At 73.3% G+C, this 15,388-nt stretch carries 12 protein-coding genes and 1 pseudogene; 7 read left to right on the top strand and 6 right to left on the bottom strand.

Annotated features, from left to right (window positions below):
• Positions 1-105 precede the first annotated feature (105 nt).
• Positions 106-3,795 carry a hypothetical protein gene (locus ACFY4B_RS22610; protein ID WP_387970276.1) on the bottom strand — a complete coding sequence of 1,230 codons (3,690 nt, stop codon included), beginning with the start codon at positions 3,793-3,795 and terminating at the stop codon, positions 106-108.
• Positions 3,796-4,152: 357 nt separating this feature from the next.
• Between ACFY4B_RS22610 and ACFY4B_RS22615 the strand changes: the two genes are divergently transcribed.
• Entirely contained in the window at positions 4,153-4,944 is a 792-nt protein-coding gene (locus tag ACFY4B_RS22615; RefSeq protein WP_387970279.1) for a putative protein N(5)-glutamine methyltransferase, read from the top strand.
• A gap of 96 nt (positions 4,945-5,040) precedes the next feature.
• Here the strand turns inward: ACFY4B_RS22615 and ACFY4B_RS22620 are convergent, their stop codons facing one another.
• Entirely contained in the window at positions 5,041-5,469 is a 429-nt protein-coding gene (locus tag ACFY4B_RS22620) for a PPOX class F420-dependent oxidoreductase (RefSeq protein ID WP_387970282.1), read from the bottom strand.
• A gap of 214 nt (positions 5,470-5,683) precedes the next feature.
• Here ACFY4B_RS22620 and ACFY4B_RS22625 point away from each other — a divergent pair, with 214 nt between their 5' ends.
• The gene (locus ACFY4B_RS22625) at positions 5,684-6,130 is read left to right on the top strand and encodes a hypothetical protein (protein ID WP_074002894.1); all 447 of its coding nucleotides are present in this window, start codon (positions 5,684-5,686) and stop codon (positions 6,128-6,130) included.
• A gap of 83 nt (positions 6,131-6,213) precedes the next feature.
• Positions 6,214-6,717 (top strand): DinB family protein, encoded by a 504-nt coding sequence (locus ACFY4B_RS22630; RefSeq protein WP_375872918.1) that lies wholly within the window; start codon positions 6,214-6,216, stop codon positions 6,715-6,717.
• A gap of 68 nt (positions 6,718-6,785) precedes the next feature.
• On the opposite strand, the gene ACFY4B_RS22635 is transcribed toward ACFY4B_RS22630, so the two are convergent.
• The gene (locus ACFY4B_RS22635; protein ID WP_387970285.1) at positions 6,786-8,174 is read right to left on the bottom strand and encodes a pyridoxal phosphate-dependent decarboxylase family protein; all 1,389 of its coding nucleotides are present in this window, start codon (positions 8,172-8,174) and stop codon (positions 6,786-6,788) included.
• Between the two features lie 311 nt (positions 8,175-8,485).
• Here ACFY4B_RS22635 and ACFY4B_RS22640 point away from each other — a divergent pair, with 311 nt between their 5' ends.
• Positions 8,486-9,649, top strand: coding sequence for a cytochrome P450 (locus ACFY4B_RS22640; protein WP_387970288.1), 1,164 nt, complete (start codon positions 8,486-8,488; stop codon positions 9,647-9,649).
• Between the two features lie 19 nt (positions 9,650-9,668).
• Here the strand turns inward: ACFY4B_RS22640 and ACFY4B_RS22645 are convergent.
• Positions 9,669-10,648: pseudogene (locus ACFY4B_RS22645) on the bottom strand (IS5 family transposase).
• A gap of 50 nt (positions 10,649-10,698) precedes the next feature.
• Between ACFY4B_RS22645 and ACFY4B_RS22650 the strand changes: the two are divergent.
• The 3 genes from ACFY4B_RS22650 (at position 10,699) to ACFY4B_RS22660 (ending at position 13,314) form a co-directional block, all read left to right on the top strand.
• Positions 10,699-10,920, top strand: a complete 222-nt coding sequence (locus ACFY4B_RS22650) for a cytochrome P450 (protein ID WP_387970291.1) — start codon at positions 10,699-10,701, stop codon at positions 10,918-10,920.
• Between the two features lie 135 nt (positions 10,921-11,055).
• On the top strand, positions 11,056-12,033 hold the full coding sequence (locus ACFY4B_RS22655; protein ID WP_387970294.1) for a pentalenene synthase: 978 nt from the start codon (positions 11,056-11,058) through the stop codon (positions 12,031-12,033).
• Positions 12,034-12,114: 81 nt separating this feature from the next.
• On the top strand, positions 12,115-13,314 hold the full coding sequence (locus ACFY4B_RS22660) for a cytochrome P450 (protein ID WP_387970297.1): 1,200 nt from the start codon (positions 12,115-12,117) through the stop codon (positions 13,312-13,314).
• Positions 13,315-13,363: 49 nt separating this feature from the next.
• Here the strand turns inward: ACFY4B_RS22660 and ACFY4B_RS22665 are convergent, their stop codons facing one another.
• Both ACFY4B_RS22665 and ACFY4B_RS22670 read right to left on the bottom strand, forming a co-directional pair.
• Positions 13,364-14,650 (bottom strand): MFS transporter, encoded by a 1,287-nt coding sequence (locus ACFY4B_RS22665; protein ID WP_375872923.1) that lies wholly within the window; start codon positions 14,648-14,650, stop codon positions 13,364-13,366.
• Positions 14,651-14,718: 68 nt separating this feature from the next.
• Positions 14,719-15,312 carry an ArsR/SmtB family transcription factor gene (locus tag ACFY4B_RS22670; protein ID WP_387970301.1) on the bottom strand — a complete coding sequence of 198 codons (594 nt, stop codon included), beginning with the start codon at positions 15,310-15,312 and terminating at the stop codon, positions 14,719-14,721.
• Positions 15,313-15,388 lie beyond the last annotated feature (76 nt).

A 15,388-nucleotide genomic window follows, 5' to 3' on the forward strand; every position in this document is an offset into this window, starting at 1 on the left:
GGGTGGCAGCCCCGGTCCGGACACGGAACCGCCCTCGGTGCCCGCAGGCACCGAGGGCGGTCCGTCGACCGGTGGACGGCGGGGATCAGGCGGTGATCGGGGCTGCTACGCCACGAACCGACCGGCGGCCGCGCGCCGCCGGGCCCGGTAGAACAGCGCCCCACCGAGGGTCACCAGCCCGCCCCCGGCCAGGCCGACGACGGCGACCGGCGCCCCGGCTGAGGGCAGCTCGCCGCCGGGGCCGCCCTTCTGCGGCGGAATCGGATGGTGGCCCGGACGGCTCGGGCAGCCCTTGCCCCCGCCGCCCTTGTGGTCGTGCCCCTTCGGCGGGCAGGGCGCGACGGAGATGCAGAGCTCGACCGGCGGGCTCTGTACGGTCTGCCCCTGCGGGTCGCGGGCGGAGGCCTGGGCGGTGTTGGTGACGCTGCCCGCCTGCGCGTCCGCCTCCGTCACCGTGTACGTGCCGTGGCAGGTGGTGCTCTGCCCCGGGTCGAGGGTGGTCTGCTCGCAGGTCACCTGCCGGACGCGGTCGTCGCCGACGGTGAGGCCGGTCAGCGTGGTGCTCCCGGTGTTGGTGACGGTGTACGTGTAGGTGACGGTGTCACCCGGGTACACCGGCCCGGCGGCGTCGGACCGCTTGGTGACGGCCAGCGAGGAGGTGGCGGTACCGACCGTCACCGTGGCCTGGACCGGTGCGCTCTGCACGGGTTGGCCCTGGGGGTCGGTGCCGTCGGCGTGGGCGGTGTTGGTGACGTGCCCGGCCTGGGCGTCGGCCGCCGTGACGGTGTACGTCCCGTGGCAGGTGGTGTTCTGGCCGGAGGTGAGGGTGGTCTGGTCGCAGGTGACGGACGAGACGTGGTCGTCGCTGACGGTGATGCTGTTGATCACCGTCATCCCGGAGTTGGTCACCGTGTAGGTGTAGTGCACCGTGTCACCGACCTGGAACGGGCCCGCGCTGTCGGCCTGCTTGGCGATGGTGAGCGCGGACACCGGGGTGACGACGTCGACGGTGGCCTCGACGGGCGGGCTCTGCACGGGCTGGCCCTGGGGGTCGGTGCCGTTGGCGTGCGCCGTGTTGGTGATGTGCCCGGCTTGGGCGTCGGCCGCCGTCACGGTGTACGTCCCGTGGCAGGTGGTGTTCTGGCCGGGCTCCAGGGTCGTCCGGTCGCAGGTCACCGACGCGACGTGGTCGTCGCTGACGGTGATGCTGTTGACGGTGGTGTTGCCGGTGTTGGTGACCGTGTAGGTGTAGTGCACGGTGTCACCGATGTGGAACGGACCAGCGCTGTCGGCCCGCTTGGCGACGGCCAAAGCGGACGCCGGGGTGACGACGTCGACCGTCGCCTGCGCCGGTGGGCTCTGCACGGGTTGGCCCTGGGGGTCGGTGCCGTTGGCGTGGGCGGTGTTGGTGATGTGCCCGGCCTGGGCGTCGGCCGCCGTGACGGTGTACGTCCCGTGGCAGGTGGTGTTCTGGCCGGGCTCCAGGGTCGTCCGGTCGCAGCTCACGGACGAGACGTGGTCGTCGGCCACGGTCAGGTCGTCGATCACCGTCGTCCCGGAGTTGGTCACCGTGTAGGTGTACGCGACGGTGTCGCCGACGTGGAACGGCCCGGCGCTGTCGGCCCGCTTCGTCAGGTCGAGCTTCGGGACGCCCGCCACCGGCAGCGTCACCTGGGCGATCGGGCTCTGCACCAGCTCGCCCAGCGGCCCGGTGCTGTCCGCCTGGGCCGTGTTGGTGACGTGGCCGAGCTGCTCGTCGGCGGCGGTCACGGTGTAGGTGCCGTGGCAGGTGGCGGCCTGCCCCGCGAGCAGGGTGGTGCGGTCGCAGGTCACGTTCTGGACGTGGTCGTCGGCCACGCTCACGTCGGTCAGCGTGGTCGTGCCGGTGTTGGTCACCGTGTAGGTGTAGGTGACGGTGTCCCCGGTGTGGGCCGGACCGGGGGTGCCGGCCTGCTTCGTCAGGGAGATCGAGGACGGGCCGATCACCGTGACGGTGGCCTGGGCCTCCGCGGTGACCGGCCGGCCGTCCGAGGTCCCGTTGGCCGTGGCGTGGTTGAGGACCTTCCCGTCCTGGGCGTCGGCCGCCGTCACGACGTAGGTGCCGTGGCAGACCGTGCTGTCCCCGGGGCTGCCGGCCGGTGCCAGGACGGTGGAGTCGCAGGTGATCCCGGTGGCCTTGTCGTCCGTCACCGAGAGCGCGGTCACCGGGCTGCCGCCGGTGTTGGTGACCACGTAGCTGTACGGCACGGTGTCGCCGACGTGGAACGGCTCGGGCGCGTCGACGTGCTTGGTCAGCGTGATGCCCGGTGGCGCCACCACCGGCAGGGTGACCGTGTCGGGCGGCGAGGTGACCGGGCCGACGTCGGTGGTTCCGGTGGCCTGGGCGGTGTTGGTCACGTGGCCCTGGGCGGCGTCCGCGGCGGTGACCAGGTACGTCGCCGTACACGTCACCGTCTCACCGGGTGCCAGGGTGCTCACCGGGCAGGTGACCGGCCCGACCTTCGGGTCGTTGACGGCCAGGTTGGCGATCGGCACGTTCCCGGAGTTGGTGACCACGAAGTCGTACGGGATCGGGGTGCCCACCGTCAGCAGCCCGGGCAGCGGCTCGTGCGGCTGCTTGACCAGGTTCAGCTCGGGCAGCGGCTGGTCGGTGTAGATCACCACGTTGCGGATCAGGTGGACGTCGGTGAACAGGCCGGTGGAGCCGGCGAAGCCGAACTTGTAGGTCGAGGGCACCGGTTCCGGTGCGGGGGTCTGGAGCACCTGGTGCGAGCCGGTGCCGTCGTTGAAGTCGACGGAGACCGTCAGCACCGGGGAGGGCGCCGGCGTCAGGTGCACGTTCACCCGGCGGCGCGAGGGCTCCAGCAGGGTCTGGGCCTCGGCCGGGGTCACCCCGGCGGGCAGCGTGGTGAGCGGGCCCTGGAGCTTGCCGGGCAGGGTGGAGGGCCACGGGCCGTTGGTGGTGAAGTTGCTGGTCGTCGCGGTGAGGAAGCAGTAGCCGGTGGTGCCGTCGCCGGGGCCGCGGACAGTGACCATGTTGGCGCCGGGCGCGGGCACGCGGAAGGACGTACCGGCGGGGGAGCGCTGGGAGCAGCCGTTGCCGCGCTGCTCCCAGTCGCCGAAGTAGTTGCCGAGCACGTCGAGCCCGACGCCGAGGTAGCCGCGGTCGACGCCGGGCAGGAAGCCGAGGTTCGGGTTGTCGTCGGGCAGCTTCTGGGCGTAGCCGAGGCTGCCGCCGAACGCGCCGGGGTGGGTGAGCGAGACGTCGCCGTTCACCAGGAAGAACGAGATGCCGTCGGCCGGGGTGTTCGGCGTGGTGCTGCCGTACTGCCACTGGTCGAAGGTCACGTCCAGGCCGTTGCCGGCGGGCAGGGCCTGGTCGAAGAGCACCGCGCCGCTCTGGTCGTTGCCGGAGTCGGTGATCCGCAGGTAGCCGAGCGGCGCGGAGTCCAGCGGCGGCACCGGGCCGGTCTCGGCGGCGGGGCAGCCGCCGAGCGGGTGGTCGCCCGGCCCGGGCTGGGCGGGGGCCGCGCCGGTGAGGCAGGCGGAGCCGACGGCGATGAAGCGCGAGTCGGCGGTGGCACCGGTGAAGGCCTCCTGGAGCAGGGGGGTGCCGGTGGCCCGGACCCGCTCAGGCAGCGGCGCGGCGGGGTGGTGCGCGGGGGTGACGGCCTGGGCGAGTGGGGCGAGCGGGGCGGCGAGGCCTGCGCCGAGCAAACCCAGCGTGGCCGCGGCGCTGATGAAGCGGGCCGTTCGGGCGCGAAGCCGTGACGCTCCGCGGGATTGTCTCGTCATAGCGTCACTATGGGTGGCCGTCACGGTCCGCTACAAGCTGTGTACTGTCAGTGGAGCTATCGAATAGCTCGGATGAACGAGCGTGAGGCACGGCGCGCGCCAAGGCGGGTTCGGCGGGGCCGGTGGACATTGTTCGACCGTTCCCGACTGACGGTGCGGTAGGGTGGCCGACGCCGAGTATGACCGCGACTCAGGGAGGTGAGCCCCATTTACGGAATGTCCGAGCGGGTGCTCCCGGAGCGCGGCCGCGTGGGCGCCTCGCGCGCATAGCGCGAACGGCGCGCCGACGCGGTGTCGGCCCCCGCGGGAGCCCTGACGGAGTCGTCAGCTCTCCCGTCTTCCCCCAAGGGGTTTCTCTTGTCGGTCTTCTCCTCCGCCTCCCTCCGTTCCTCGGTGGTCTCCCGGCTGCGCGCCGCCGGGTGCGTGTTCGCCGAGGACGAGGCGCGGATCCTGCTCTCCGCCGCCGCCTCGCCCGCCGACCTGGCTGCCATGGTCCGCCTCCGTGCCGACGGGCGGCCGCTCGAACACGTCGTCGGCTGGGCCGAGTTCGCCGGTCTGCGGATCGCCGTCGACCCGGGCGTCTTCGTCCCGCGCCGCCGCAGCGAGTTCCTGGCCGCCGCCGCCACCGCGCTGACCGCCCCGGGTGCGGTGGTGCTCGACCTGTGCTGCGGCAGCGGCGCGCTGGGCGCCGCCGTGGCGGCCGCGGCCGCGCACCCGGTCGAGCTGTACGCGGCGGACATCGACCCGGGCGCGGTCCGCTGCGCCCGCCGCAACCTGGCCGGCGTCGCGGTGCGGGTCTTCGAGGGCGACCTGTTCGCCGCCGTCCCCGTGGAACTGCGCGGCCGGGTGGACGTGCTGATCGCCAACGTCCCGTACGTCCCGACCGGCGACCTCGGCCTGCTGCCGCCCGAGGCGCGGCTGCACGAGGCACGGCCGGCGCTGGACGGCGGGGCGGACGGGCTGGACGTGCTGCGGCGGGTGGCCGCCGAGGCGCCGCGGTGGCTGGCGCCCGGCGGGTCGCTGCTGTTCGAGACCAGCGAGCGGCAGGTGGCGGCGGCCCTCGCGGTGACCGGGGCGGCCGGGCTGGCGGCGGTGGAGAGCCGGCAGGAGGACCTGGACGCCACCGTGGTCACGGCGACGCTGCGCTGACCGGCGGCGTCGACGCGACGCGCTGAACTCCCCGGCTCCGGAAGGGGTTTGCGGCCCGGCCACCGTTCCCCCGTGACGGTGGCCGGGCGGGGCCGGTCAGATGCGGGTGCCGTACACGTGGTCGACCGGGATGGTGAGGAGCACCCGGCGGTCGGCGACCATCGTCTCGCGGTACTCCGTCCAGTCCGGGTGCTCGCCGGCGGCGCGTCGGTAGTAGTCCACCAGCGTCTCCACCTCCGGCCCCTCGGGGTCGGTGCCCGGCCCGGTCAGGGTGGCCACGCCCTCGGCGGTGGTCCAGGAGCGGCCGTCCGGCCCGGTCACCTCCAGGCTGACGCGCGGGTCCCGGCGCAGGTTGGCGGTCTTGGCCAGCCCGTCCCGGGTGGAGACCAGGATGGCGTTCGCCTCCCGGTCGTAGAACGGCATGACGGGGGAGAGCTGCGGCCGGCCGTCCGCCTTGATGGTGGCGAGGATGCCGAGGCGGCTCTGCGCGAGCAGCTCGTACGGGTCGAAAGGAGTGGCGGTCATGGGAGCATCATCGGCCTTCACACCGGTGTGAGGGCAAGGTCCGCCACGCGTGTTGGGCGAGGAGGCCGCGCATGGTGGCACGGGCCGGCGAGTCGGTACGGGATGTTCGGAAATCGGCCGTGGTGTCCGGTGCGAGCCGATAAGGTCGGTGGCGAGAACGGTGACGGTGTGTCAGTGTGCGTGCACCGTCCGAGCCGAGGGGAAGCGCCGCACGATGGCACGGGTACGCAAGCAGGTGGAACTGCTGGAGTTCGCCGACGACCTCCACACCGACGACGTCTCCCCGCTGCGGGCCTTCCTGGCCGCCCGCATGAGTGAGCTGGTCGAGGCCCAACCCGAGGGCACCAGCGCCCGGTTGGCCGCCGCGCGACTGGCGGAGGTCACCGCCAGCGACTGCATCTTCCTCTCGGACGTCCTGGTGGCCTGGGAGGAGGTGGTCCTGGAGGGCCGCAAGGACGAGCCCGGCTGGACGCAGCGGATGCGCCAGGACGCCATGCTGTGGTGGAGGCGGCTGTGCGTGACGGCGGAGATGTTCGGCGACCACCCCGACCACCGCTCCCGCTGGCGCCCGCTGCGGTACATGAACCTCGCGCACGCGGAGCTCATCGCGGAGCTCACCGACGAGGCGGGCGGCGTGTACGGGGACGGGGCGCACCCGTGATCCCGGACGGCTGGGGGCAGTGGCCGTAGGGCTGTCCCGCCACCCCCGCGGTTGTGTCGGTGGCGGCTGGTACGGTCCCGCGCATGAGCAATCGTGTGCCCTTCACGGGTGGGGAGAAGGAAAGCCTCCGGGCGGCGCTGGACCGGCACCGCGAGGCAGTGCTGTGGAAGCTGGAGGGGCTGGACGACGAGCAGCTGCGCCGTCCGATGACGCCCTCCGGGACCAACCTGCTGGGGATGGTGAAGCACCTCGGCGGTGCCGAACTCGGCTGGTTCCGGGGGACGTTCGGCCGGGATATGGGCCCGCTGCCGTTCGACATCGAGGCCGACGACGACTCCGACATGCGGGTGGAGCCCGGCGAGTCGACGGCGGACGTCCTGGCGTTCTACGCCCGGGCCCGGGCCGACGCCGACGAGACGATCGGGGAGCTCGCGCTGGACGACCTCGGCACCTCCTGGTTCGGCAACTCCGTCTCGTTGCGCTGGGTGCTGATCCATATGACCACGGAGACGGCGCGGCACGCCGGGCACATGGACATCCTGCGCGAGCTGATCGACGGCGGGACGGGGGACCACAAGCGGAGCTGAGGCCGACCCGGAGCCGGTACCGGCCGGAACTGACACTGGCCGGTGCCGGTTCCGACCGGTGCGTCCGCTCAGGCCGTCAGCTTCCGGACGGCCCGGTCCAGGGCCTCCGCCGTCCGTCGGACGTCCGCCCCGGTGGTGCGCCAGTTGCTGAACGCCGCGCGCAGGGCGGGCCGTCCCGCGTAGCGGGTGGGCGTCAGGAAGGCCTCGTCGGCCAGCTCGGCGGCGAGCGCGGCCAGCCGCTCCGGGGTCGGGTCCGCCGTCAGCGAGAAGCAGACGACGTTCAGTCGGACCGGGGCGAGCAGCTCCAGCCCGTCGATCCGCGCCACCTCCACGCCGAGCGCCCGGGCGCCGGCGACGCAGCGCTCCACGATCTCCCGGTGCCCGGCACGGCCGTACGCCCGCAGGGTGAACCAGGCGGCGAGGGCGCGCAGCCGGTGGGAGTTCTCCGGCGTGAGGTGGACGAGGTCCGGGTGCTCGCTCAGCGGGCCGAGGTAGGCGGCGGCGTTCTGGAAGACCCGGGCCTGGAGGTCCGGGCGGCGGGTGAACTGCACGGCGCTGTCGTACGGCACGTTGAGCCACTTGTGCAGGTCGACGCAGACCGAGTCGGCGAGGTCCAGCCCCGCGACCAGCTCCGCGTGCTCCGGGGACAGCGCGGCGAAGGCGCCGAACGCGGCGTCCACGTGCAGCCAGAACCCGTACCGTTCGCGCAGCGCCGCGATCGCGCGCAGGTCGTCGAAGTCGACGGTGTTGACCGTCCCGGCGTTGGCCACCACCACGCACGGCCCCGGGGCCTCGGCCAGCGCCCGCTCCAGCGCGGCCACGTCCACCGCCTCCCGGCCGGGCATGACGGGCACCGTCCGCAGCGCCGTACGGCCCAGGCCGAGCACCGACAGCGCCTTGGCGACGCTGGAGTGCGCACTGCCCGACAGCGCCCGGACCGGCCCCAGCGCGCCGACCCCGTCCTCGGCGACGTCCACGCCGAGCCGCTCGCCCAGCCACTCGCGGGCGATCGCCAGCCCCACCGTGTTCGACATCGTCGCGCCGCTCACGAAGGTGCCGCGGTGCGCCGCCGAGAGCCCGAACAGCTCGCCCAGCCAGCCGACCGTCTCCCGCTCCAGCTGCTGACCGGCCGGGTCCAGCGAGGAGTTGGAGTTCTGGTCCACGGCCGAGGTCAGCCAGTCGCCCGCGAGCGCCGCCGGCGTCGCCCCGCCGGTCACGAACCCGAAGTAGCGCGGCCCGGCGCTCGCCGAAAGCCGGGGCTCCCAGCGCTCCGCGAACTCCGTGAGAGCGGCGCGCGTCCCGCCGCCCTCCTCGGTGAGCGGGGCGACGGCGGGCGGCCCGGCCCGCTCGACCACGGGCCGTTCGTCGAGGCCCGCCAGGAAGGCGAGCGCGTGCTGCCGGGTCTCCTCCAGGATCTCGGGCAACCGGCCGAGGTCGTCGGCGAGTTCGGGGTGCATGGGGGCTCTCCGTTGATCGACTGTGCGGTGCGGCCGAGGCTAGCCGCCGGGGCGGACGGCGTCCCGGTCCAATCCGGTCCTGGTGGCCTGGAACGCGGCCTCGGGGAACAGGGTGGTGTTCCCCGAGGCCGGAATGAGCGGGCGGTGGGGAATTCACGCCGTGCGGCTCAAAATCACCCCGGTGGTGCAATTCCAGCCGGTCCCTTGACCTCTCCCGATCCGTCGGACGATGATCACCGTGCACCGCGAGCGAATGATCGTTCCAATGCCGGGCTGATTTCCGGTCCGAGACTTCAGGGAGGTGCGGGGCCGTGCGTTCCATCAGCGCTTCCACGGCGGCGCCCGTGGCACGGGGGCGGGTTCCACTGCTCGGCCACCTGCCGCAACTCGCCGTCAAACGCGTGGAGTTCCTCCAGTCGATCCGGGTGCAGGGCGGCATCGTCAGGATATTCCTGGGCAATCGACCGGTGTTCGTCCTGAACTCGCCCGAGGCCGTCCACGAGGTTCTCCTGACGCAGAGCCGGAAGTTCGGCAAAGGCCTGCTGTTCGACGTCGCACGGCCTTTCATCGGCAACGGCATCATCACCTCCGAGCACGACGTCCACCTCCGTCAACGGCGCGCGCTCCAGCCCGCGTTCCGCCGGGACACCATCGCCGGCGGCGTCGCCACGATGACCGGCATCGCCGAGGAACAGGTGTCCTCCTGGCGCCCCGGCGAGGTGATCGCCATGGACGTGGTGCTGCGGCGGATGGTCACGGCCATGCTCGTGGCCACCCTGTTCAGCACCGAACGCCCGCACGGCGCCCGGGCCGTCGCCGAACTGGGGGAGCGCGTCGCCGAGCACCTGAACACGGTGATGCGCGGGGTCCTCGTCGGCACCCTGCTGCCCGCTCCCCTCGCGTCCTCAGCCGCACTGGGGCACCGCCGGTACCTGGCCGCGGCCACGGCGCTGCGCGAACTCGCGGACACCGCCGTCCGGCAGGCCCGTCAGGACCCGGCCGACCGCGGCGACCTGCTGTCGATCATGTTCGCCGGCACCCCGGGCAACCCGCGGGGGATGACCGACGTGGAGGCCCGCGACGAGCTGCTGTCCCTGCTCATGGCCGGCGCCGAGACCACGGCCACCACCCTGGCCTGGGCGCTCCACGAGATCGGACGGCGCCCCGAACTCACCGAGCGGATCAAGGCGGAGTGCGACGCCCTGCCCGCCGGCGCCCCGCCCGGCGCGGCGACGCTCCCGTTCACCGAGCGGTTCCTCCGCGAGGTGCTCCGGCTGCACCAGCCCAGCTGGCTGCTGATGCGGCGCGCCCTGGAGCCCGTGCGGGTCTGCGGGGTCGACCTCCCGCGGGGGGCCGAGCTGATCTACAGCGCGCTGACGATGCACCGGGACCCGGCCCACTACCCGGACCCGCTGCGGTTCCATCCGGACCGGTGGCTCGACCGCCCCGAGAAGGACCTGCCGCCGGGCGCCTAGGGCCTGTGTGATGTTGTGATCAGTTGGGTGGTCGCACGAGGTCGTCTATCCAGATCATTGAGGCGCGGAGGTGGAGGCCTGCGAGGTAGCTCTCGGGCTTCTTGTCGAACCGGGTGGCGATGCCCCGCCAGGCCTTCAGCCTGTTGATCAGGCGCTCGACGGTGTTCCGCTCCTTGTAGAGGTCGGTGTCGTGGTCGACGGGTCGGCCGCCCCTGCTGCCCTTCCGTTTCCGGCTGGCGGCCTGGTCCTTCTTCTCCGGGATGACGGCCTTGATGCCGCGTTTACGCAGGTAGGCGCGGTTGGCGCGGGACGAGTAGGCCTTGTCCGCGGCGACCGCGCCGGGCCGGGTACGGGGCCGGCCGACGGGCAGGCGCACGCGCACCTTGTCGAGCACGGGGACGAACCGCGGGCTGTCTCCGGCCTGCCCGGCGGTCAGGACGAGTGCCAGCGGACGGCACCGGCGGTCGGAGGCGAGATGGACCTTGCTGGTCAGCCCGCCCCGCGACCTGCCGAGCTTGGCCTGCTTCAAACGGAGTTCGCGTCGCCGTCGGATGCGTCTGCGCTCGTCCTGTCCGTTCTGTTCCGGTGGCCCGCCCCCTTTTGCCGGGCCGTCTCCTGCTCGCGCGCGGCCTCCTCCAGGGCCTGCATGACATCGTCGTCGACGAGCATCCCGGCGGCGTCGTGGTGGGCCCGGACGGTCGTGGAGTCGACGCTGACCAACGACAGGTCCGCCTTCCCCTCGCGGGCGGCCGCGGCGATCAGGCCTTCGAGCAGGGCACTGAACACGCCGGCGTCCCGCCAGACCCGGAACCGGCCGAAGACCGTGGACCAGGGGCCGAACTCCTCGGGCATCTCCCGCCACTGGGCACTGGAGCGGAACCGCCAGATCACACCCTCGAACTGGTCACGAAGCCGTTCGGGGTAGGGCCCGAACCTGCCGATCGGCAGATAGGGCTCGATCAAACTCCACTGCTCGTCGGTGAGTTGCCTGCGCGTCACATCCAACAGTCCTACCGGGTTCTGCCCCGGAGCGGGGCAGAACCCGAAGATTGATCACAACATCACACAGGCCCTACGTCCCGTTCGCCCTGGGCAATCGGAGGTGCATCGGGGACCACTTCGCGATGACCGAGATGCTGGTCGTCCTGCGCGCGGTCGTCTCCCGGTGGCGGCCGCGACCGGTGGCGGGCCGCCGGGTCCGGCCGGTGGCCCACGCGCTGATCCGGCCCAACGCGCTGCCCATGCGCGTCTCGCCCTGGCCGGCCGACTGAACCGGCTCCGTTCCGTACGGCTCCGATCCGTACGGCCCGGCTTCGCGTGGCTCCGTTCCGTACGGCTTGGTTCCGCACTGCCCCGACCCGGCCCCGGCCCCGTTCCTGTTCCCGTTCCCGGAGGTGCACCTCACCATGACAGCCACGGCGGAGACCCTCTCCCCGGGCCCGCAGGCCCCGGCCCCCGACCCGCTCCCCTTCCCGAGCCGGACCAGCCCGGACTTCCGGGCCGCCCACGACCGCCACCTCGACTGGCCGCGGTCCTTCGGCTTCCTGGCCACGGACGCGGAACGGGACCACCACCTCAAGGGCCAGTTCCCGCTGATCGCGGCCATGTTCTACCCGAACGCGACCGGGGCCGAACTGGACATCGGCGTCGACCAGCAGAGCTGGTACTTCCTGTTCGACGACGCGCTCGACGAACAGTGGGGCGGCACGCCCGAGCGGGTCCGCCACCTCGTCGGACTCGTCCAGGAGGGCGTCACCGGGCAGGCGTCCCCGCTGCCGCTGGCCGCCGCCTTCGCCGACATGCGGCGGCGCAGCTGCCACGGCATGCCGGAGGACTGGATCCGGCGCTCGGCGGCCCACTGGTCCTCGTACCTCGACCACCACGTCCACGAGGCGCGCAGCCGGCAGTCCGGTGCGCCCATGCCGTTGAGCACCTACCTGCGGGTCCGGCGCCACACCATCGGGGTGGCACCGGTCGTCGACCTCGCCGAGCGGCTGTCCTCCTGCGTCCTGCCCGACCACCTGTACGCGCTGCCGCACCTGTCCGTCATGCGCGAGATGACGAAGACCTTCATCATCTGCGACAACGACATCGTCTCCCTGGAGAAGGACGCGGCCCAGGGGGAGCAGAACAACCTGGTGCTCTGCCTGGAACGGGAGCACGGGCTCTCCCGGGCGGAGGCGCTCGACCGGGCCCTGCACCGCCGCGCCGAAGCCCTGGAACTGTTCACCGGCGCCCACCGGGCCCTGCTCGCCGGCTCGGCGGCGGACCACCTCACCCCGGCCGAACGCGACCTGCTGCGGCGCTACTGCACCGAGGCGCTGCAGACCACCATCCGCGGCGCCCACGACTGGCACCACGCCTCCACCCGGTACCACGGCTAGGCCGACGCTTCCCGTCTTTTGTCGCACGACTCCTGTCGCGCGACCGCGCCCCCGGACCGATCCAGCTGAGGAGCCCGCACCATGCCCGATCACCGCTCGGCGTCCTTCGTCGCCTCCGAACGGGACCGGACCTGCCCGTTCGACCCGTCGCCGGACCTCCGCCGGATGCGCGGGGAGGACGGCCTGCCGCGGCTGCGCGTGACCCATCCGGTGCGCGGCGAGATCGACGCCGTCGTCATCACCCGGTACAGCGACGTCCGGGCCGCCTTCGCGGAGGAGCGACTGGTGACGGGCAACGGCATCGACCCGGCACTGCCGCGCACCCTGTTCAACCACCCGGGCTTCCTGCCCGCGTACAGCGGCCCGGAGCACGCCCGGCTGCGCCGGATGCTCACCGGCAGCTTCACCGTCCGTCAGGTCGAGCGGCTGCGGCCCGCGATCGAGGCGATCGTCGCCGAGCATCTCGACGCCATGGCGGAGCAGGGGCCGGTCGTCGACCTGGTCGAGGCCTTCGCCCTGCCGATCCCCTCGGCGGCGATCTGCGAACTGCTCGACGTCCCGTACGGGACCAGGACGATGTTCCAGCGCTGCTCCCAGGTGATCATGGACGGGACCGCCGAAGCGGGCCAACTGGTCGCCGCCTCCGACGAGTTGAACGCCGCCATGGCGGACATCGTCGCCCGCAACCGGGCCGCCCCCGGGGACGGCGTGCTGGGCGCGGTGGTGCGGCAGCACGGCGCGGAGCTCACCGACGAGGAGCTCATCGGCTTCGGCACCACCCTCCTGGTCGGGGGCCACGAGACCACCGCGACCCAGCTCGCCCTGAGCGTGCTGGCGCTGCTCCGCCACCCCGACCAGCTCGCCGCCCTACGCGACGATCCCGCGGTCACCGGCACGGCGGTGGAGGAACTGCTGCGCCATCTCGCCATCCCCGCACCGCTCCTGCGCACCGCCGTGGCCGACGTCGAGGTCAACGGCCACCGGATCGCCGAGGGCGAGCACGTCCTGCTCTCCCCGCTGACCGCGAACCGCGACCCCGGGCTCGTCCCCGAACGACCGGACGACCTCGATCTGCGCCGCCGCCCGGTCGCCCAGCTGTCCTTCGGCTTCGGCGCCCACCAGTGCCTCGGCCAGCAGCTGGCCCGGCTGGAACTGAAGGTGGCCCTGCCGGCCCTGCTGCGGCGCTTCCCGACCCTGCGCCTCGCCGTTCCCGAGGCCGGGCTCCGCTTCCGCGAGGGGTCGACGGTCTACGGCGTCGAGGCGCTCCCGGTCACCTGGTGACGGGTCGGCGGGGTCTGCCGGGCCGGTGTCCGCGCCCGGTGCTGGGGGCTCAGCGGGAGGCCGCGCGGGGGAGTTCCGCGCGGCGGACGGCGGGGGAGGCGAGGGCGAGGGCGGCGCCGAGGCAGGAGAGGGCGCCGCAGCCGACGAAGACCGGGGCGGTGCCCCAGACGCCGATGGCGGCGCCGACCACCGGGTAGCTGAGCGGGGCGAGGCCGACCATGGTGAGCATCACGACGGAGGTGACCCGGCCCAGGTAGGCGGGGTCGGCGGTGGTCTGGATCAGGGTGCCGTCCAGGCTGCCGAAGACGCCCGCGCCCAGGCCGGTCAGGGCTGCCAGGACGGCGGCGGTCCACAGCTGCGGCACCAGCGCCATGGCCGCCGCGCCGGTGCTGCCCGCCAGCAGGGTGACAGCCATGGTCAGACCGGCCCGGGGAATCCGCCCGACGACGGCGAGCAGCGCGGCACTCGCGGCGGCCCCGGCGCCGAAGCAGCCGACGATCCAGCCGTAGCCGGACGGACCCCAGCCGCGTTCGGCGTTGAGGAGGACCAGGCCGACGTTGAGGGTGCCGGTGAGGCCGAGTTCGCAGACGGCCCCGACGGCGACCAGCGGTCCGATCAGCGGGTGGCGGCGGATGTAGCGCAGCCCGTCGAGGAGTTCGGCGCGCGCGGTGCCGGGCCGGGGCGGGGTGTCGGCCCCGGACGGGGCGTCACCCGGAGGGGCTTCGAGCGGACTGATCCGGACAGAGAGCAGGAGCGGCAGGGAGAGCGCGAAGAGCAGCCCGGCGACGGCGAAGGCGGCGGCCGGGCCGCCCAGGCCCATGGCCAGGCCGCCGAGCGGCGGTCCGGCGATCTGGCCGAGGCGCACCGCGAGCGAGCGCAGGCCGGTGACCCGCGCCAGCTGGTCGGGGCTGGTGATCCGGGGCGGGAGGGCGCCGACGGCGGGGACGAACAGGGCGTCCACGGCGCCGAAGACGAGCGCCACCGCGACCAGCAGCCAGAGCGCGGGCGTGGTCAGCGCGATGGCGGCGGCCACCGAGAGGATGAGCAGACAGCGCACGGCGTCGCTGCCCAGCACCACCCGGCGGGGGTCGAGCCGGTCGGCCAGGACGCCGCCGCCGAGCATGAGCAGGGCGCGTGGGGCGGCGCCGGCGGCCATGACCAGGCCGACCTCGGCGGGGCCGGCGGACCGCTGGGCGGACCAGCCGAGGGCGGCGAAGTACACGCTGTCGCCGATCAGCGAGGCGGTGTAGGCGGTGAGCCAGCGCAGCACGTTGCCGTCGCGGTGGGCGGGCGGCGCGGCGGCCCGGCGGGAGAGGGGCGGTTCCGTGAGGACCATGGGGGACTCCGGAGGTCGGGGACACGGCGGCGCCGGTGCTCGGAGGCCGGGCCGGGCCGTGTCCGGCGTCAGGGGCGGAAGGGGAACCCGTACAGGTGGACGGACACGTGCTCGCGGCCCGCGGTGTCCCCGGCGGCCTTGGCGGCGTTGCCGCGCTCCCGCCATCGTCGGGCGAGGGCCTGCAACTCCTCGCCCAGCTCGGCGAGTTCGGCGGGCTTGAGGTCGAGCAGCCACTCGGAGCTGAAGGCCGCGTCGGTCCACTCCCCGCCCCAGGCGGTGGTCTGGTCGAGGTAGGCGCGGTACTGGGCGACCCGGGAGTCGACCAGGCCCCTGGTCACGGTGCTGACGGCGGCCGCGCCCTCGGGCGTGCCGGCGAGGTCGGACTCCCGGAAGCCCCAGCCCTCCTCGGAGGCGACCTGCCACCACCGCTCCCGCCCGTCGGTGCTCCGGCCGCTCGCCGCGGTGACGAAGCCCTGCTCGGCGAGCTTGCGCAGGTGGTAGCTGACCAGCGACGGAGCCTGGTCGACCTGTTCGGCGAGCTGCGAGGCGGTCGCGCTCCCGGCGGCGAAGAGCAGGCGGTAGAGCTGCATCCGCAGCGGGTTGGTGAACGCCTTCAGACGGGACAGGTCGGTGATCCGGTCGGGCCGGGGCTTCTCGGGCATGCGTCGACGATAGATCTGAAGGAAAAATTGCGCAATAAAAATTTCAGATCTTCATGTCGGATCGTCAGGACGCCTG

It is taken from the genome of Kitasatospora sp. NPDC001261 (assembly GCF_042896795.1).
GTDB lineage: Bacteria > Actinomycetota > Actinomycetes > Streptomycetales > Streptomycetaceae > Kitasatospora.